This window comes from Ignavibacteriales bacterium (assembly GCA_016214905.1).
Taxonomy (GTDB): domain Bacteria; phylum Bacteroidota; class Ignavibacteria; order UBA10030; family SZUA-254; genus PNNN01.
This window is the reverse complement of the sequence record JACRMQ010000008.1, coordinates 83992-104794: the sequence shown is the minus strand read 5'-3', so window position 1 is coordinate 104794 and position 20803 is coordinate 83992. Positions and strand designations below refer to the sequence as shown.

15 protein-coding genes and 1 tRNA gene are annotated in these 20803 nt (G+C 39.6%); 14 read left to right on the top strand and 2 right to left on the bottom strand.

Annotated elements, in window-relative coordinates:
- Positions 1-330: 330 nt before the first annotated feature.
- From HZB59_13330 to hypE, 3 genes are all read left to right on the top strand, one after another.
- Positions 331-3477, top strand: a complete 3147-nt coding sequence (locus tag HZB59_13330; protein MBI5022411.1) for a PAS domain S-box protein — start codon at positions 331-333, stop codon at positions 3475-3477.
- Positions 3478-3586: 109 nt separating this feature from the next.
- A complete protein-coding gene (locus HZB59_13325) occupies positions 3587-4540 on the top strand; it encodes an aldo/keto reductase (protein MBI5022410.1) in 954 nt (317 codons plus the stop codon).
- Between the two features lie 35 nt (positions 4541-4575).
- Positions 4576-5640, top strand: a complete 1065-nt coding sequence (gene hypE / locus HZB59_13320; protein ID MBI5022409.1) for a hydrogenase expression/formation protein HypE — start codon at positions 4576-4578, stop codon at positions 5638-5640.
- A 6-nt stretch (positions 5641-5646) separates the two neighbouring features.
- On the opposite strand, the gene HZB59_13315 is transcribed toward hypE, so the two are convergent.
- Positions 5647-7707 carry an oligopeptide transporter, OPT family gene (locus tag HZB59_13315; protein MBI5022408.1) on the bottom strand — a complete coding sequence of 687 codons (2061 nt, stop codon included), beginning with the start codon at positions 7705-7707 and terminating at the stop codon, positions 5647-5649.
- Positions 7708-7854: 147 nt separating this feature from the next.
- A complete protein-coding gene (locus HZB59_13310; protein MBI5022407.1) occupies positions 7855-8577 on the bottom strand; it encodes an MBL fold metallo-hydrolase in 723 nt (240 codons plus the stop codon).
- Positions 8578-8742: 165 nt separating this feature from the next.
- On the opposite strand from HZB59_13310, the gene HZB59_13305 reads away from it, so the two are divergent.
- From HZB59_13305 to HZB59_13255, 11 genes are all read left to right on the top strand, one after another.
- Positions 8743-8826, top strand: a tRNA-Leu gene (locus tag HZB59_13305).
- Positions 8827-8936: 110 nt separating this feature from the next.
- Positions 8937-10022, top strand: a complete 1086-nt coding sequence (gene ychF / locus HZB59_13300; protein ID MBI5022406.1) for a redox-regulated ATPase YchF — start codon at positions 8937-8939, stop codon at positions 10020-10022.
- A 310-nt stretch (positions 10023-10332) separates the two neighbouring features.
- Positions 10333-10773 carry a division/cell wall cluster transcriptional repressor MraZ gene (mraZ, locus tag HZB59_13295; GenBank protein ID MBI5022405.1) on the top strand — a complete coding sequence of 147 codons (441 nt, stop codon included), beginning with the start codon at positions 10333-10335 and terminating at the stop codon, positions 10771-10773.
- A gap of 30 nt (positions 10774-10803) precedes the next feature.
- Positions 10804-11733 carry a 16S rRNA (cytosine(1402)-N(4))-methyltransferase RsmH gene (gene rsmH, locus HZB59_13290; GenBank protein MBI5022404.1) on the top strand — a complete coding sequence of 310 codons (930 nt, stop codon included), beginning with the start codon at positions 10804-10806 and terminating at the stop codon, positions 11731-11733.
- Positions 11734-11778: 45 nt separating this feature from the next.
- A complete protein-coding gene (locus tag HZB59_13285; protein MBI5022403.1) occupies positions 11779-12183 on the top strand; it encodes a hypothetical protein in 405 nt (134 codons plus the stop codon).
- A gap of 2 nt (positions 12184-12185) precedes the next feature.
- Positions 12186-14222, top strand: a complete 2037-nt coding sequence (locus tag HZB59_13280; protein ID MBI5022402.1) for a transpeptidase family protein — start codon at positions 12186-12188, stop codon at positions 14220-14222.
- The gene (locus HZB59_13275; protein MBI5022401.1) at positions 14219-15727 is read left to right on the top strand and encodes a UDP-N-acetylmuramoyl-L-alanyl-D-glutamate--2,6-diaminopimelate ligase; all 1509 of its coding nucleotides are present in this window, start codon (positions 14219-14221) and stop codon (positions 15725-15727) included. Before HZB59_13280 ends, HZB59_13275 begins: the two co-directional genes overlap by 4 nt.
- The gene (gene murF / locus HZB59_13270) at positions 15724-17115 is read left to right on the top strand and encodes a UDP-N-acetylmuramoyl-tripeptide--D-alanyl-D-alanine ligase (protein MBI5022400.1); all 1392 of its coding nucleotides are present in this window, start codon (positions 15724-15726) and stop codon (positions 17113-17115) included. The genes HZB59_13275 and murF overlap by 4 nt, the downstream gene beginning before the upstream one ends.
- 4 nt (positions 17116-17119) lie before the next feature.
- Positions 17120-18244: a phospho-N-acetylmuramoyl-pentapeptide-transferase gene (locus HZB59_13265; GenBank protein MBI5022399.1), complete on the top strand. Its 1125-nt coding sequence runs from the start codon at positions 17120-17122 to the stop codon at positions 18242-18244.
- A gap of 15 nt (positions 18245-18259) precedes the next feature.
- Entirely contained in the window at positions 18260-19627 is a 1368-nt protein-coding gene (locus HZB59_13260; protein ID MBI5022398.1) for a UDP-N-acetylmuramoyl-L-alanine--D-glutamate ligase, read from the top strand.
- Positions 19628-19632: 5 nt separating this feature from the next.
- The gene (locus HZB59_13255; GenBank protein ID MBI5022397.1) at positions 19633-20802 is read left to right on the top strand and encodes a cell division protein FtsW; all 1170 of its coding nucleotides are present in this window, start codon (positions 19633-19635) and stop codon (positions 20800-20802) included.
- The last annotated feature ends 1 nt before the right edge of the window (position 20803 follow it).

Below are 20803 nucleotides of genomic sequence, written 5' to 3'. Positions count from 1 at the left end.
CGTAGAAAAAATTAGGTATTTAGTGATTTTTGGCACATTTTGAATAATTAATCATCTATCTATATTGCATCTGACATTAAAATAGTCTATCATAAATAGTAAGAATCATTAACGGCTCGGATTGTTAAATGGCCGATAGATACTTGGATGGTTGTCAATGTAATTGAAAATATTGAATCGATGTCGAAAAAGAAAAATATTTTTATTCTATTTTTTTGTATTCCTACCTTGTATTTTTTTTTACTAAGTTCCACGGGTAATGCTCAACAGATAACACTTCAAGATCAGTGGAGATGGAGATTGTTTACCACTGAATCCGGATTGCCCTCAGTGAGAGTATTCGATGTGGTGGAAACGAGTGGAGGTACTCCATGGGCGAACACTTCATCAGGACTTGCTTGGTTCAATGGATATTCATGGACACCGGTTGGGAAGGAACATGGTTTGTCTAATCAAGTGGTTTCCGCAATTATTCCGGATGAAAGAGACAGTATCTTAATAGTTTATAATGATCGTCTATTTTATGGCGGACAGGGTGGTTTCAGAGAAATTCCGATCATCATAGAGGGTCACGAAAACAAGATCGCCTCATTAGCATATTTTGGATATGATAAATTTCTATTGATAATTGATTCATCTCTTTATATACTTCATCATAATAAAGTTATTCCTTATCAAACACCACCTGAACTCAGAGAACAAAAATATACAACGATTTGGAATACATCAGGCAAAGTAATATGGCTTAACGGATCGCAGGGATTGTTCAGATGGAACGGAAATGTTTGGGAAGAAAAGATGCCTGCCGCCGCAACTCTTTTTAATATAAACCGACTCTGCGAAAATAAAAATGGCTTAGGATTTATGTCGATTTGGTCACCTCCTTCGCATGTGGGTTTATGGCGCTGGGCATCATCTTCCATGCCTCAACTGGAACCGTTTCAGGATCATGATAACATACTGGGATTCGACGTAAATGCTGCCGGTCAGGCCATCAAGATAGTAGAATCTGATGAATTAAAAATATTCGATAACAACGAATGGAAAACTATAAAACCCACACCATCCCAACTTCAGAATATTATTTTTTTAAAGTACCGTTCTAATGGAGATTTGTGGGTTGGCACAGAGGTTGGATTATTTCTTCATGTCGTTTCGTCTCAACGATGGGCAGTTTGGAAATTTCCCTCTCCGGATCAACGAAATAATGTAAACGAAATTATTAAACGTAAAGATGGGTCTGTTTGGTGCGGAACCGGGAACGGACTGGTAATTCACTATCCGGATGGTTCGATTAAAACGATTGAGAAGATCAATGAAAAAAAAATAGGAGCCATAACAGGATTAATTGAGGATAATAACAATAATATTTGGATTTCGAGCGGTTATTATTTCGATGGAACATACCGATGGGACGGTTCAACCTGGAAATATTTTGGTTTACTGGAAGGTCTAGATGCGGGATCAATTCATAAAATTAATATGGATAAGAAGGGACGACTTTGGTTTCTTGGCCTTTACCGTCGCGATTTTGATGTTCGCAAAGTTGACCGTGAACCGGGTGCGTATTATTACGATAGCGGCAAGTTCACACAATTCAAGATGACCGAAGAATTAGCCAATGCGCGAATATATTCATTTGCCGAGAGCGATGATGGTTCACTTTGGTTCGGAACTTCCGCGGGGATCGGCAGATGGAAGCCGATATCAGAGAATTCGAAGAATGGTAAATGGAATTACTGGTCAACTGAAAATGGTTTAAAGAACAATAGAATTTTCACACTCGCAGTAGATAAGAACAACAAAGTATGGTTTGGAGATCAGTGGTTCGGATTGGGGTATATAGAAAATGAGTCACCCAAATATTTCACAACGGCGGATGGACTTGTAAGCGATGCAGTATGGAATATAAAAATTAGCAATGATAATAAAGTCTGGATCGCGACTCGCGGGGGTGTATCTATTTATGACCACGACACTTTTTCCGAATTCAATGTTCATGAAGGTATAGAAAATTCCCGTATATGGGGTTTGTTGTCTACGGATGATAAAGTCTACCTTGGAACAAGCGGTGGCGGAGTTCAAATACTAAATCTGAAAGAACTATCAGACAAATATCCTGTTGTGAAATTATTTAATCCGCTCATTCAAAATTCTTCTTTACTTGCCCATTGGAGAGTATATTCCTTCTGGGGAGAACAGATGCCTGATGATATTAAAATACGCTACTGCGTGGATAATCAACCATGGACAGAGTGGAATAAAGAACGAAGCACCATCATCCCCGATTTGGCAAGCGGCGAACATACGTTTTCTATCCAAACGAAAAATCAGCTCGGCGAATTTTCAAATGAAATAAAAACCGTTTCTTTCACCATTCCGCCTCCTTTTTATCTTTTACCTTATTTTTATATTCCGGTCGGTTCACTGTTACTTATAATCGCATTCGTGGGAACCGCCTATATCATAAGAAAGCGAAAAGATGACATTGCTTTACGTAAATCGGAAGAACAATACCGTAAGTTATTTGAAACAGCAAACGATGCAATTATGATTTTCGATCCCGATCATGAAATAATTCTCGCCGTGAACAAAAAAGCATGCGAACTATATGGATTTACAAGGGAAGAGTTGATTGGAAGAGGTCTTAGAGAGATCACTAAAAATATCGACAATGGTCGTCAGGTGATCGATCAAATTCTTAGAGAAAAAAGAGCAGAAGCGCTTGAAACTATTCATATCAATAAAAATCAGGACGAGATTCAAATCATAGCTAATGCCGTTATGATAGAATACGAAGGCAGAAATGCTGTTCTATCAATTAACAGAGATGTAACTGATTTGAAACAAGCAGAAGCAAAACAATTGCTTCTTGCCCAAACCGTTGCATCTGCGAGAGACGCAATTTGCATAACTAACTTAAATAATAATATTTTATTTGTTAATGATGCTTTTATCAAGATGTATGGATATTCTGAGGGTGAGTTGAGCGGTCAGAATATTTCTTTAATTGCGTCTCCTTATGTTACCGACGAGATGCAGAATGAAATCCACAATGCGACCATCCAGAAGGGAGATTGGAATGGCGAAGTTATCAATAAGTGCAAAGACGGCACTTCAATCCCGGTTGAACTTTGGTCGTCTGTTGTTTATGATGTGGAAAATAAACCTGTTGCGCTTGTTGGAGTTGCACGCGAGATAACCGAACGCAAAAAATTTGAGCAGGACAGGGAAAAACTTATCATCGAATTACGCGATGCTTTATCTGAGGTTAAAGCACTCTCGGGTTTATTGCCAATTTGTTCAAGCTGTAAAAAAATTCGTGACGACAAGGGATATTGGACGCAGGTTGAAACATACATTTCAAAACACTCCGACGCGGTATTCACACACGGATTATGCCCCGACTGTACAAAAGAATATTTTCCGGAAGTCTATCAACGACTCAAGGAGAAAAAAGAACCGCCAACATATTGAATAATTTGGCAGTGCGATTATATCTCGGCCGCTTCTTATCTTTGGGAATTCCATAAAACCTTATTAACTTCAAATAAGTATTTTAGAAAATTGCGCGATCAACACTCGGATGAATAGAAGAAAACTAGGTAAAAATGGTCCGGAACTAACAGAAATCGGTTTTGGCGCATGGGCAATTGGCGGTCCTTGGCAATTCGGTTGGGGCAAGATCGACGATAATGAGTCTATCAATGCGATTCATCGTGCAATCGATTTGGGAATTAATTGGATCGATACGGCGGCAATTTATGGTTTAGGCCACTCTGAAGAAGTTGTAGGAAAAGCTCTTCAGGATAAAAGACAAAATGTTTTTCTTGCGACAAAATGCGGAATGGTTTGGGACGATCAACGGAATGTTAAGATACATGCATCTTCAAAAAGTATAATAAGTGAAATTGAAAAAAGTTTGAATCGATTAAATGTTGATTATGTTGATCTTTATCAGATACACTGGCCCGATCCGAAAACAGAAGTCGAAGAATCGTGGGAAACTCTTGTTAAACTCAAAGAAGAAGGTAAGACACGCTTTATTGGCGTATGCAATTATGATCTTCAATTATTACAACGTTGCAATAAGATTTCTCAGGTACAATCGTTACAACCACCTTACAGTTTGCTGAGACGGCAGATAGAAAAAGAAATTTTGCCTTACTGTTTACGGGAAAATATTGGTGTGATTGCATACAGCCCAATGCAGGCAGGAATTTTAAGCGGAAAGTTCGATATTACCAAATTAGCAGATGATGACTGGCGTCGTTCAAATAAATTTTATCTGGAGCCAAATCTTTCTAGGGCACTTGAATTTGTGGAAAAAATCAAACCCATAGCTTCAAAATACAATAAAACTGTCGGGCAACTCGCAATTGCTTGGGTGCTCAAACATACCGCAGTTACCTCTGCCATTGTAGGGGCACGTACAGCGACACAAGTCGTTGAAAATGTTGAGGCAGCGGGTTTTACGATTTCTTCAGACGATATCGTTACCGTCGAAGATGCTCTGAACACGAAGAACGACAAAGATTGAACTGGAAGTCCTTATCTTAGAAATGTGAAATTATTATGACTACAAACAATCAAAATTCCGATCCGCAATTTTCATGTCCACTACCCATCGCAAGGTACAAAAATATCACTCTTGCGCACGGCGGTGGCGGAAAATTAATGCAGCAATTGATTCAGGAAATGTTTGCGTCTCAATTTCAATCAAGTCAATTAGAACATCTTCACGACGGAGCTGTGCTTTCGCTTCCAAGCGGCAAACTTGCTTTCTCAACAGATTCTTATGTCGTCAATCCGATATTCTTTCCGGGAGGATCAATCGGTGAACTTGCCGTTAACGGCACGGTAAACGATCTGGCGATGTGCGGTGCTAAGCCGCTTTATATGTCGGTGGGATTTATCATCGAAGAAGGGTTATCGATGGATGAATTGTGGCGCATAGTTCAGTTAATGAAAAGGGCTGCCGATAATGCGAAGATTAAAATTGTTACGGGAGATACGAAAGTTGTTGACAGGGGAAAGGGAGATAAAGTTTTTATTAATACATCGGGCATAGGAGTTGTTCCCGACGGTGTGAATATTGATCCGCGAAGGGCGAAACCAGGAGACGATATCATTCTAAGCGGTTATATCGCGGATCATGGAATTGCTATCATGTCGGTCCGTGAAGGACTGAAATTCGATTCACCTGTAGAAAGCGACTGTGCCGCGTTGAATAATTTGGTCGAAATTATACTCGAAATTGATCGGGATATACATGTACTGCGTGATCCGACCCGCGGTGGTGTTGCAACTGTTTTAAACGAAATTGCCCAAAGTGCAGAAGTGGGAATTTTAATAAATGAAAAATTAATTCCTGTGCGCGAAGAAGTAAAAGGCGCATGTGAACTCCTGGGATTAGATCCACTCTACGTTGCGAACGAAGGAAAACTAATTGCTTTTGTAGATGGTAAACAAAGCGGAAAAGTTGTTGAGGCGATGAAAAAACATCCGTTCGGAAAAGATGCCTGCATCATCGGAAAAGTAGTTGACGATCATAGAGGTGTTGTAGTTTTAGAAAGCACCATACGGGGGAAGCGGATCGTCGATATGATATCGGGCGAGCAGCTTCCCCGTATATGTTAAGATTAATTACTTCGCTTTTCTAAGTGGTATACGAATCAAGAAAATTCCAAGAAGAATCATGGCGATTATGCTTGGCACATAAAATGGTGATTCAAAAGCATGGAACAATTTTATCTCTCCGAATGCAAGACCGGCGAATAATAATCCCAATAATGCTTCTCCGGCGATTAATCCAGATGCGAGCAGAACACCGATATTATTCATCTTTTCTTTTTGAGTATCACTTATTTTTCGTTTTTCAGCTATTTTTTCAAGAATGCCTTTCATTGCCCCACCCAGGAAAATAGCGAAAGACGTATCAATCGGTAAATACATCCCAACGCATATCAGCATCGGACTTTTCACCTGCATCAGAATAAATCCAAACCCCATCAACATTCCAACTGCTATCAAAATGAATTCCGTTTTCATTTCTACAATACCACGCGCAACAACAGCCATTAAACTTGCTTGCGGTGCCGCAAGTTTTTCGCCGCCGAATCCCGCCTGCGTACCTAATATATCATTTTGCTGTTCGGGTTCCATTTGCTTAAGTTCATTTAAAGAAAATGTAGAACCAAGCAGTTGTTGATTTTTACCTTTGTATTCTATATTCTGTACACCGGATTTTTCTAATTTCTCAATTTCATTTCCAACAACTTGTTTAATGTCTCCGAGGTGTAAAAGAGAAAGAACAAAAAACATAGCAAGTGCCGCAGCCGTAACACCAAAGATGTCTCCTACCTGCATTCTCCATGGTGTACATCCTAGAATATGTCCTGCCTTAAGGTCTTGCATCATTTCACCGGCAACCGAAACGCTTGTGCATGTAAAAGCGGCAACACCAAGCACTGCCGCAATAGCCGCTTCACCTTTCATTCCAAGTCCCACCATAAGGAATGCGACAACAATCAGAACCGATACGGTTAACCCGCTGGTAGGATTATTGCTAACACCAATAATCCCGACAAGATATCCGGAAACGGCAGCGAAAACAAATCCAAGAAATAACATTACCACCGACGCGACAGCCGCGGGAAATAAACTTCCGGTGAAATAATTAAAGATCGCCAGCATAACCAAAACTATGATTCCAATTAGAAGCAGCGACCATCGGATGTTTATATCTTTCTCGGTGCGAAGAATATTATCACCGCCCGCCGCCGACTTTCTCACGTAAGAAAATGAACGTATAATACCGCTGAATAGACTATTGCGCATTTTATATAACGTATAGAAGGCGCCAACGAGCATTCCACCGATTGCGATGTAACGGACGTAATTTTTCCATATGAAAGTAAATTCGGTAGTCCAATTGCTTACCGTCTCCGGATTATCCCGATGAATAAAATATGCGATAATTGGCGTGAGTAAACCCCACGCAAGCACACCACCGCTAAAATTTATTGCACCAAGTTTTGGTCCGATTATGTATCCGACACCAAAGTAAGCCGGGTTCATTCCCGGTGCACGCAACATTAAAGATCCTTTTGTAAGAGAAACAACCTTCTGCCATCCCGCAGCTATAAATTTGAATTCCACCAAGGCACTTATAAAAGCACCAACACCCATTCCGGCAAAAAGATATTTTGAACTCTGTTCACCACCTTGCCCTGACTTGTGGATTTCTGCTGCTGCAATCGACTCCGGGAAAGGTAATTCGACGTCTTCAACCAAAACGCGGCGCAAAATAGTAACGAACATTATTCCCAATATTCCGGCAAAAATCAACATTAACGTTGATATTATATAATGCTCTATCGAAAAAAACGGATTCCATATCGATGCAATAAAGAATGCCGGAAGTGTGAAAATAGCCCCGGTTGCCACATTCCCACCTATGGAGCCAATTGTTCTGGCAGCGTTTTCTTCTAAAATATTTCCCTTCAATATTTTTAATACTGCCATACTTATTACCGCAGTTGTATATGTCGCGGCGATTGTCATGCCGGCTTTTAATCCGAGATATGCATTAGCCGCTCCCATTATAACAGCCATAATTACGCCAAGAATTACAACACGCAACGTAAATTCTGGAAGGTTGGCATCAGCGGAAATAAATGGGGTAACCTTTTTTGATTCGTTCATAACGGTCCCTTGTTTAGTTGGATCGGTTTAGTGGTGAATTATAAATAGTACCATTTTAAATGATGGTTGGATAAATTACAAGAAAGATGGAAGATAATCAAGTTTGCTCATTCCTTTAATCAGTATTTAATCTTGATAAAAAAGCATTCATCTCATAGATCGAAAGCGCAAGTCAATATTTGTTCCATTCAATAATTTTCTCAATCCTGTTGTATCATTATCGCTGAAGTGATAAGGATAAAGAACTTTTGGGTTTATCATTCGTGCGGCATTTGCTAATTGTTCCGGAAGCATTGTGTATGGTTGATTCATGGGAAGAAAGGCGACATCAATTATCCCAAGTGTTTTCATCTCTGGAATATTTTCTGTGTCACCCGCGATGTAAATACGTTTTCCATCGATTGAAAGAATATAACCATTATCTCTTTCTTTCGGATGGAATTTGTTTCGTTCCTCGGTGATGTTGTAAGCGGGTACTGCAATTATTTTTATTCCACCGGTCATAGTGGTGTCGTAATTATGTAATATTTTACCCCTTTGAATAGTCTCAAAAGTAGATCTGGTTCCAACGATCGTTGTTTTTGATTTTAATATATGGTTAATTGCTGTTGTGTCGAGATGATCGGGATGATGATGAGTTAAAAGAATGACATCGGCTTTAGGTAGTTTTTGGTAATCAGCAAGTTTATTCCATGGATCGACATGAATTATTTGTTTTTGATATTCAAACATCAAAGTACCATGTCCGATGAAATATATTTTCAGTATTCCGTTAGAAGTATTAATCGAGTCACATTTAAAAGAATACTGAGCGGCAACGGTATAGAAGAAGATGAAAAAGAAAATACAGATTGAGAAATATCTTTTCATTAAATCTCTCTACAGAATTGTTCAAAGATAAAATTTACGTTAGATTCAGAAATACTTATTTACCGGAATTAATATATAAAAACCAGCGTATGATTTCAAATGATTGGAAAAAAGTTAAAAATTTAGTACAATTAAGTGGAAAAAAATTCAAAAAGGTAAATAAACGCCCGGATGGCGGAATTGGCAGACGCGCTAGCTTCAGGAGCTAGTGGCCGCAAGGTCGTACAGGTTCAAGTCCTGCTCCGGGCACTGCGAGTAGTAATATCGTTGTGTATGTTAACGCATAGTTCTGTTTTCTTCTCTGTGAATATTTTCTTTCGCTCAGGATAATTTCTCAATCATATTTTTCATAATCAATCATGGTAATAGGCATAGTCGGACTCCCATTCTCAGGTAAATCAACCTTATTTCAAACGATCACAAAAGCACATCAGGATGGTTCAAGTTCAGGTAAGCGTGCTTCACAACAGGCAATTATTAAAGTTCCTGATAAACGGCTCGAAGCACTGATAGAAATATTTTCTCCTCAGAAATCTAATTATGCTACAATTGAGTTGATTGACGTCGTCGGTTTACAGCGTGGTGATTCCGGGGGAACACAGTTTACAACCAATTTTTTATCGAATGTAAAAACAACCGATGCCCTCGTGCAAGTTGTCAGGGTTTTCGAAAACGATGCGGTACCACACCCCGAAGGAAACATCGATCCGCTCCGTGACATTTCTATAATAGAAACAGAGTTTATACTTTCGGATATGGCGATACTTGAAGCACGCATAGAACGGATTAAAAAACAATTCCAAAAAAATTCAACTGATGAACAAAAACGCGAATTACCCGTGCTCGAAAAATGTATACAGTATCTGCACGATGAAAAACCGTTGCGTGAAGCGGAACTTACAAAAAGCGAAATTCATATCCTAAAATCATATTCTCTTCTGACAGTCAAACCTATGTTAATCGTTCTGAATCTCGACGAGAAACAACTCTCATCATCGAACATTATACTAAAAAGTGTACAAGAAAATAAATCGGGTAAAAACACAGATGTTGTATCATTCTCAGGAAAAATTGAAATGGAGTTAACTCTCCTCGAAGATGAAGAAACAAAAAATTTTATGCATGAGTATGGCATTCGGGAATCTGCGCTCGATGTTATTGTGCGTGAGGCATATTCTTTATTAGGGCTCCATTCATTTTTTACCGTAGGAGAAGATGAATGCAGAGCGTGGACGATACGAAAAGAAATGAGCGCACAAGAGGCAGCCGGTGCAATTCATAGTGATTTCTTCGACAAATTTATCAGAGCCGAGGTTGTTGGTTATCAAGATTTCATCGATAATGAAGGTTCTTTTTCAAAAGTTAAGGAAAAGGGGCTATGGCGGCTTGAAGGTAAGGAGTATATTGTCAACGACGGAGATATAATCTCTATCCGTCATAGCTGATATATAGTAGAATTCATTTTTTTACATCATAGAAATCTTATAACAAATCGGTAAAAATTCTTTTAAACTATTAAAAGTTACACATTTTTTCATCCTAAATCCCCACCTTAATAAGCTCAAAAATTGCATAATTTCGACAGTTTTTGAGCTCTCGATTCTTACCCACCATTAATAAACAGATTTTTTATTATTTTTCTTCTAAATTACTTGACTTTCATCAAAAAAACCGTAAATTGGAACTTCACGGTGGGGAAAAGTGGGGAATAATGGTGTGAAATATTTTTCATTTTAAAGGGTTTAAAATTTAATTATGTCGTCTTTTAAAGGTTCATATATGTACTCTGTTGATGATAAAGGAAGAGTGAGTCTTCCGGCGAAATTACGTAAGTATGTTTCACCCGAAGCCAATGATACATTTGTTGTGACACGAGGATTTGAGCAGTGTCTTTTTGTATATCCGTTAGACGAATGGAATAAATTAGAATCGAGTTTGCGCGGACTTTCGGCGAACGATCCCGAAAGCAGGCGTTTTATAAGAGCAACTTTGGAATTCGCGCAAGAAAGTCAGCTTGATACGCAGCAACGTATCTCGATCCCACCGGAGCTTCGTGTATACGCAGATATCCAAAACGAAGTTCGCATCATAGGCACACTCGATAAAATTGAATTGTGGAATCCTAAGACATATGAAGAGTACAAATTAGACCAACCGGAAAGTTATGAAAAAATTGCCGCAAAGATAATGCAATAAGAATTAACTTCATTCGGTAGTATTAAAAAAATGATCAACAGCTTCCACGTACCGGTTCTTGTTGAAGCAGTGCTTCAATTTCTGATAACAGAACCAGGTGGAATTTATGTAGACGGTACACTTGGCGGCGGTGGACATGCCGAATCGGTAATGAATCGGTTATCGAACAGCGGTCAACTCATCGGTTTCGATGAAGATGCTGAAGCGATTGAAAGCGCGAAGAATAAGTTGTCGAGATTTCAACCACGTGTTCATTTCTGTCAAAATAATTTTTCCAATATCAAGTCGGAAATACGACAGGTTGGTTTTGAAAAGATAAATGGAATTATTTTCGATCTTGGCATATCGTCTCATCAAATTGATGACAGAATGCGGGGATTCAGTTATCAATCAGATGGACCGCTTGATATGAGAATGAATACTAAGCAGAAAATTTCCGCTTCCGATGTTGTGAATTCATATTCCCGGGAACGGTTAATAAAAATATTCCGGGAATACGGAGAGGAAAGATTCTCCAGTCGTATTGCTAATAAAATAATAGAGATGCGGAACGAGAAAAAAATTGAAACAACAAAAGAGTTGGCGGCAATTGTAGAACTATGTATTTCAGGCAAGTTTTTGCAAAAATCGATTGCGAGAATATTTCAGGCAATTCGAATTGATGTTAATAATGAACTAGAAAATTTAAGAAAAGGTTTAACTGATGCGATCGGCATTTTACAGCCGGGCGGACGAATTGTGGTTTTATCATATCACTCTCTGGAAGACCGAATAGTTAAAGATACTTTTCGTTCAGCATCCCAAAAATCAGTTCCGTCGGGGAATAAGTTTTTACCTGATAAGATACAAACACCGATGTTAAAGTTAATAGTGAAAAAACCGATTGAACCTGAAGAAAAAGAAATTATTCAGAATCCACGCGCTCGGAGCGCAAAAATGAGAGTTGCTGAACGGGTTTAGCAAATTATAATAATATTTTTTAACCGCAGGAATAACGAATAGATAATGGCGAAAGAAATTTACAACGGTAATTCAGTACCACTAAAGACGAACGGCACACCGCGCCAAAATCGGGCAGTGAAAGGACGAGGTAAATCTTCGATTTCTATTCTCGCAATTATCGTCGTCGTATCATTTATGATTGTGGGTTACATTTGGAATAAAATTTGTGTGAATAGACTTGTGGTTGAAGTGAACGATCTGAACAATCTTCACGAAAAAATGGTGAACGAGAACGGTTTCCTTCTTGCGGAAATAAATAAGAAATCGAGTCTGGAACGGATAGAGAAGAAAATCTTGACGGATAAATTAGAATTAGTATCGCCTCGCGAACAACCGATCTGGTTCGAATTCGATGATACGAAACTTGATCAACTTAACAGAACAGAACCGCTCGAATCTGGTAATTAAAAATGACGATTGAACAACAACAAAAATTGCCGGCATATGATATCGGAGATTTTCATGAAAAAAAATCCCGACTCCGATTTGTGCGGATATTATTGTTTGTATTTTTCGGTGTTATTGCCATGCGGCTTCTTCAGGTTCAGATTATCGAATCACCGAAGTATAAAGAAATAGCTCAAAAACAATATCAGGCAAAGTTCGTGCTTCCGGCTTCGAGAGGCATTTTATATGATAGAAAAGGAAATGTTTTAGCATCAAACTCTCAGCTTGTTTCCTTCGCGGCAGATCCTAAAATCGCTGCTGAAGATGCCGATGATATTTCAAAGAAATTTTCAAAAGTTTTTGGAAAACCCAAAAGCCATTATTTGCAAGAACTAAAATCCGACACCCGCTTCGTTTGGCTCGAACGTATGGTCGATGTTAAATATCTGAAAGAGATCGATGTTAAAAAAATGATCGGAGTAATTGCCCGTTATGAAACAAAGAGAATTTACTATAACGATTATCTCGCGGGGCAACTTATCGGCGTTGCTAACATCGATAATTCGGGCATATCGGGAATTGAACAGCAATATGATAACGAACTACGGGGTGCTGATGGTTATGTTGTGTTTCAGCGGGATGGCTTAAGACGTGCACGCCCCTCTGTTGATTACCCGCGTGTGGAACCGCGAGATGGCAATAACATTTATCTCACCATCGATATACAACTACAGGCGATTGCAGAAAAAGAATTGAAAAAAGGTGTTGAAAAAAGTAAGGTCGACCGTGGACTTGTTATTATGATGCAACCACAGACAGGTGAAATATTAGCGATAGCACAATATCCAAAAGTTGACCCGAACAATTTCGGAAAATACGAAATGGAAGATCGGCGTTTGCGCGCTTTTACCGATATGTTCGAACCTGGATCTGTATTTAAAATCGTCACAGCTTCTGCGGCTATTGAACATAATCTCGTAAAACCGGAAAGTAAATTCAACGCTGAAAAAGGATTATATAAAGTTTACATATCGGCGAATAAAAAACCACGTGAAATAATCGATGCGCATAAAGCTGAAATTCTGACATTTCAAGAAGCAATTGAAATGTCGAGCAATATAGTTATGGCAAAGATAAGCGATATTATTGGTGCCGAGAGATTTTACAAAATGGCGCGTGATTACGGATTTGGTATTGCAACCAATATTGAATATCCCGGAGAATTAAATGGTGTTTTGAAAAAACCGATCAACTGGTCTGCAACATCATTAAATACGATGGCGTTCGGGTATGAAGTTGGTGTTACACCGCTTCAGATTGTATGTGCGTACGCTGCCGTCGCTAACGATGGTGTTTTGATGAAACCTTTGCTCTTCAAAAAGGAAGTTGATGCAAACGGCGTACTTGTGCGAGAATCAAAACCTCAAAAGATACGGAACGTGATTTCTCATTCAACATGTCAAGAATTGACTAAATTTTTAGAAGGCGTTGTGGATCGTGGAACCGCAACATCGGCAAAAGTTAATGGTGTACGCATAGCAGGGAAAACAGGCACCTCGAAAAAAATGATTGACGGCAAATATACGACCGGAGAATATATCGCATCGTTCGTGGGTTTCTTCCCTATTGAAGATCCGCAAATTGTTTGTCTGGTAATGATGGATAAACCAAAGGGCGAAAGTTATTATGGTGGATTAGTGAGCGCGCCGGTTTTTCGCGGAATAGCGGAACAAGTAATTGCAACTACAGATGTGACGAGCCGATTGAATTCGGTAGTTGCCTCGGCAGATAGCGGATCTGTTTCTTCTGAGATTGGAAAGAAGAAAACCATACAGGCTTCTGATCTGGTCCCGGATGTTCGCGGTTTGAGTTTAAGGAAAGCTATTGAAACTTTAAAAACACAAGGTTTAATTCCTGTTGTCAACGGTTCCGGAACAGTTTCAACACAAACGCCGTTAGCGGGAATCAAAAAAAAACGCGGAATGCGAGTCACGTTGATATGTCAACAGAAAAGCGATCTGGATCTCGGTATGAACGATCAGACAGGAAACCGACGATGAAGTTTTCTGAAATCATCAGCGATGTAACGGTCACCAAAATGTTCCATCTGATATATGGACATATGACACCGACTCAGGAAATTGAAATAAATAGAATCCAATATGATTCACGGAATATCACGCACGGTGATTTATTCATCGCGATTCGTGGAACAACATCGGATGGGCATAAATTTATCGAAGATGCAGTGGAGCGCGGTGCAATCTGTATCGTTTTAGAGAATGACACGCTCCTGCCCGATTCTTATTTTCTTCACAAAGGTGTGATGAAGGTGGTTGTACCCAATAGCCGGCTCGCACTTGCTCAGATCGCCTCGAATTATTATCACAACCCTTCTTCCAAATTAAAAATAATCGGAATAACCGGAACTAACGGTAAAACCACTTCAGCGCATTTGATAAAATCGATTCTGGAAGCAACGGGAAAAAAAACCGGTCTCATAGGGACTATCGATTACCGAATTGGCGATGAAGTATTTCCCGCCACACATACAACTCCGGAATCGCTGGAGCTTCATGCTTTGTTGGATAAAATGGTGAAAGGTAATTGTGAGTATGCAGTGATGGAAGTTTCTTCGCACGCGCTTCACCAAAACAGGGTTCATGGAATAGATTTTAGTGTGGCTGTTTTCACAAATCTTACGCAGGATCATCTGGATTATCATAAATCGATGGATGAATATTTTAAATCCAAAGTTATTTTGTTTGATAATCTATCTTCATCATCCCATGCAATTTTAAATGCTGATAACGAATGGGGTATGAAAATAATTTCCCGAACAAACGCATCGGTGCTGACCTACGGAATATCCGGTGACGCCGCTGTTCGCGCGAGCAATATCAGGATGAATATGGAAGGAAGCCGATTCACCATCATCGACAATGAAAAAAAAATCGATATTGAAACTAAATTAATCGGGAAGTTTAATTTAAGCAATATTCTTGCCGCATATGCAGCGTGTCGGGCGATAGGTGTTCCGGCTAGCGACATACAGGGCGCTATTAAAAATATTAGTCCCGTAAGAGGAAGATTCGAACAATATATTTCGCAAACTGGATGGACTGCAATCATCGATTATGCGCACACTCACGATGCCTTGGAAAATGTTCTATCCACAATTCATGATTTATTCGAAACTAACCGATCGAATAAAATAATCACGGTATTTGGCTGTGGTGGAGATCGAGATCGTGGGAAGAGAGTTAAGATGGCAGAGGTTGCAACCCGTCTTAGTGACATTACGATTATAACTTCCGATAATCCGCGGAATGAAGATCCTAAAAAAATAATTGATGAAATAATGAAAGGTGTTCACCCGGAAGCGCAGGTTTATCGGCATACCGATCGGGCTACAGCGATTAAGGAAGCAATCGGTTTCGCGAAAAAAAATGATGTTATTCTGATCGCCGGAAAAGGGCACGAAGAATATCAGATTATCGGAAACAATAAAATTCCGTTCAGCGATAAAGCGGTTGTTGATTCATTCATGAATTTACAAGTATGAATCTTAAGCAAAGCGACATATTGAAAATTGAACATGAATCGGCGTTCAACTTCGAATCAATAGAAGTTCGATCATTCAGCGGTGTCTCAACAGATTCGCGCACGGTGAAAACGGATGAATTGTTCATCGCCTTGAGAGGCGAGATGTTCGACGGACATCAATTCGTTGTTGATGCGTTCAATGCGGGTGCTGCATGTGCAGTCATCGATACATTTGCAGACAGGCGTAAATATTTGAATAAACCTGTTCTTGTCGTGAAAGATTCATTAAAAGCATTTGGTGAGCTGGCATCTTTATACCGTGATAAATTTCAGATACCGATAATCGCCATTGCGGGAAGTAATGGTAAAACGACAACAAAAGAAATGACAGCCAAAGTGCTCGGGGAAAAATATACAGTTCTTAGCACAGTGGGAAATTTAAACAACCAGATCGGTGTCCCGCAGACGTTGTTCCGGTTGAAAAGGAAGCACGAGATAGCCGTGATTGAGATCGGTACAAATCACTTCGGTGAGATAAAATATTTATGCGATATTTTAAAACCGACTCATGGCGTGATTACAAATATCGGGTCGGAACATCTTGAATTTTTCAAAACCACTGAAGGCATTGCTCGCGCCGAGGGTGAACTTTTTGATTATCTGAAAGATAAATCGAAGGCATTTATTAATACTGATGATCCTCATATAAACAAGAATGCGGACAAAGTAACGGATAAAATATTCTTCGGTTTCAATGATTCTGCCGCCGATGTTTTAGGCAAGATGAAAAGTGTTGATTCGGCCGGGTGCGTAACTTTCAGCGTGAAGCATAGAAAGAAAAAAGAATTTAGTATAAAACTTTCGGTGCCGGGTATGCATACAATGAAGAATGCTCTTTCGGCGGCTGCTATAGGTTTGGAATTTGGTGTTCCCGAGACGAAAATTGCCAAAGCGCTAAATCATTTTCGTAGCGTGAATAAAAGAATGGAAATCTTAAAATTCGGGACTGTTACAATAATCAACGATACATATAACGCTAACTCCGATTCGATGATCTCGGCATTAGAAACTGTTGATGCTATTAAATGTAAAGGTAAAAAAATATTAATTCTTGGCGATATGCTCGAGCTCGGAGATTCGGCGATAAACGAACACAAAAAAATCGGTAAAGCTGTAACGCAAAATAAATTCGATTATCTTTTAACTTATGGAGATATGTCAAAGTTTATTCACGATAATTCATCCGTGAAATTGAAATATCATTACGATCAAAAAAACATATTAGCCGAATTCGCATCGGAGTTAATTTCAAAAGGCGATCTGATCCTGGTGAAAGGATCCCGCGGAATGAAAATGGAAGATGTTGTCATATTTCTCTCAGAAAGATTAAAGAGAGGAAGAGTGTAAATCAATGCTTTATTATCTGCTGGAATATATTAATCGGGTATTACATCCACCGGGATTCGGAATATTCAAATATATTTCGTTCCGGGCAGGTGCTGCGGCAGTAACCGCTTTGATAATAGCGTTTTGGTTGGGACCGAAAGTGATACGGCTTTTGAAGAAACATCAAATCGGTGAATCGGCAAAAGTTGAAGCACCTAAAACACACTTGAGTAAAGCTGGTACTCCAACGATGGGCGGGCTGATTATACTTGGCGCGATCCTGATTCCTGCACTTCTTTGGGCAGATTTGAAAAACGGTTATGTGTGGTTGATTATTTTCGTAACAGCAGCATTAGGAGCGGTCGGTTTTTTAGACGATTATCTCAAGGTAGTGAAGAAAAAAAGAAAAGGATTGATTGAAGAATACAAACTCGCCGGTCAAATAATTGTTGGACTGATTGTGGGTGGAGTGATATATTTTTTCCCTCACTGGATCGATGTTGATCTTTGGAAATTGAAATCGAGCACCACCATGCCGTTCTTCAAGAACATGGAGCTTGATTTCGGAATCTTATATATTCCCATGGTGATTTTTATAATAACCGCAACAAGTAACGCGGTAAATTTAACAGACGGTTTAGACGGATTAGCTGCCGGACTTGTTTGTATTGTTGGAATTACGCTTGCCGTGATTACTTATATTTCGGGTCGCGCCGATCTCAGTCAGTATCTAACCATTCCATTTCTGCGCGGGAATGCGGAGTTAAGCATTTATTGCGCGGCATTAGTGGGTGCTTCGCTCGGTTTCCTTTGGTTCAACGCATACCCCGCTCAGGTATTTATGGGTGACACCGGTTCTTTAGCTCTTGGCGGTGCGATAGGGGCACTTTGTGTTTTGATAAAAAAAGAATTACTCCTCCCAACTCTTGGCGGTGTATTTTTAGTTGAAACGATTTCGGTAATTATTCAAAGAACCTATTTTAAGTATACAAAAAGAAAGTATGGTGAAGGTAAAAGGATTTTCAAAATGGCTCCGCTTCACCACCATTTTGAAATGCTCGGTTGGCCCGAACCAAAAATTGTAACACGTTTCTATATAATTGCGATTTTATTAATGATTTTGAGTTTGGCAACGTTCAAAGTTCGATGACGATAGATGGATGAAATTCAAAAAAATATTGTGAAAGGTGAAAAAGTCAGCATTTTGGGTATGGCTCGGAGCGGTATCGCTGTTGCGGAGTTACTAAGGAGTAATGGCGCAATTCCTTTTGTCAGCGATAACGGCGATTCTACCAAACTGGCGGATGCGATCATATCTCTTAAAAATAATAAGATCGAGTACGAAACCGGCGGTCACACCGATAAGGTTTATGATTCAAGAATGCTGGTGCTGAGCCCCGGTGTTCCATCAACATCACCGATAGTTATAGAAGCATCGAAGCGTGGTTTAAAAATATTTTCAGAGTTAGAGGTTTCCAGCTGGTTTTGTAGGGCACCGATCGTGGCGGTTACAGGCACAAACGGTAAAACAACCACAACCTCTTTGATCGGTAATATTTTCAGCGATGCCGGTAGAAATGTGTCGGTTGGTGGAAATATCGGGAAAGCGTTTGCCTGTTTTGCGGGTGAATTGCAGAATGATGCGGTAGCAATTCTTGAGGTAAGTAGTTTTCAGTTGGATTATATCGATACATTTCATCCGCATATTTCTATTTTGCTCAATATAACTCCCGATCATCTCGATCGGTATGAAAACAATCTCCAAAAATACATCGATTCAAAATGTAGAATCTTTAAGAATCAAAATAAGAATGATTATCTCATTTATAATCATGATGATATTAATACCCGGAAGGCGGTAGATAAGTTAGCGTCAAATAATGTTCGCAGAATGCCGTTCGGGATCGAAAAAGAGTTTCGCGAAGGTGCATTCGTCAAAGATAATAAAGTTGCTATTGCGATTGATGGTAAAGAAATCGAAATATTTAATGCCGATGATATAAAGATAAGGGGAATCCACAATCTCTATAATTCAATGGCAGCTATTTTAGCAGCGCGATTGATGAATATAAACCCGGCAAGCATCAGATCGACGTTGAAGACTTTTCCCGGAGTGGAACACAGATTGGAATTCGTCAGAGAATTGGATGGTGTAAAATATATCAATGATTCAAAAGCGACCAACGTCGATTCTGTTTGGTATGCCCTGCAAGCATATGAAGAACCAATTGTTGTGATGATTGGAGGCAGAGATAAAGGGAACGATTATACTAAATTGTTTGAACCGCTGAAGAAACATGTTAAAGCGGTTATCGCAATTGGAGAATCGGCAGGTAAAGTGAAAGATGCATTTTCCGGATTGAAGAAAGTTGTTATTGCATCTTCGATGCAACAAGCTGTTGATGAAGCTCGGAAACTTGCGTCATCCGGAGATATTGTTTTATTATCACCCGCTTGTGCATCATTCGATTGGTTTCAAAATTACGAACACCGTGGCCAGATTTTTAAAGAAATTGTAAAGGCATTGATTTAATATTCATGAATGAACATCGCAATCATATAGATTTTTGGCTGATGTCGGCTGTGCTCACATTGATGTTGTTGAGTTTAGGCATAGTTTACAGTGCCTCGGCTTCGTATGCGCAGGTGAAAATGGGCGACAGTGAAAAAATGCTGACGAGTCATGCGATTAAAGTTTTAATGGGTATTTTCGGAATGTTCTTTTTTATTCGATTTGATTATAAAGTGATTCGACGGTTTACGAAATATGCTCTTATCCTCGCCGTAGCGATGCTGTTCTTTACGCTTGTATTAGGAGTTGTATCTAAAGGAGCTACAAGGTGGATTCGAATAAACAGCATAGGATTTCAACCCTCGGAGTTTGCGAAGTATGCGTTGTTGTTTCATTTGAGTGTACTCATCGCATCGAAACAGGAAATAATTGACGATCTTCGCCGCGGATATTATCCAATGATCTTCTGGGTGGGAATCGTAACGGCGCTCGTGATGGCTCAACCGAACTTCAGCATGGGTGCAATGATATTCGGATTGAGCATGATTCTGCTGTTCGCAGGAAATGTAAGGATGAAACACCTCTTCCTGACATTCGCAATATTATTGCCGGTTATCGGTATTTATTTGGTGAGTGCAGAATACCGGCTCAGGCGTGTCACCGATTTCCTCGGTGGTGTGAGCAGTGGAACAGCGCAATCGAATTACCAGCCGTGGCAATCGATTTTGGGTTTTGGTAATGGTGGAATTTTCGGTGTCGGTCCCGGTGAAAGTAAACAACGCGATTTCTTTTTACCAGAATCGTATGGCGATTTTGTGTTTTCGATTGTTGGTGAAGAGTATGGATTTTTAGGAACAATATTTTTCCTTGGTCTTTTTTTCTATATCATGATACGCGGATTAAAAATTTCAAAAAACGCTCCTGATATATTCAGTAAATATCTTGCGCTCGCAATAACGTGGTCGATTACGCTGTACGCATTAATTAACGCGGGTGTTACGCTCGGAATTTTACCCACAACCGGATTACCGATGCCGTTTGTGAGTTACGGCGGTTCGTCGATGATTTTCTCCGCCTGTGCTATCGGTGTTTTACTCAATATTTCCGCTCACACTGAACTTCATCCGCGCGCCAGAGAAGTTCCGGTTATAGGATCGGTGGATGCTGATAATATTGAATTGAGAAAGGTGTATTAGT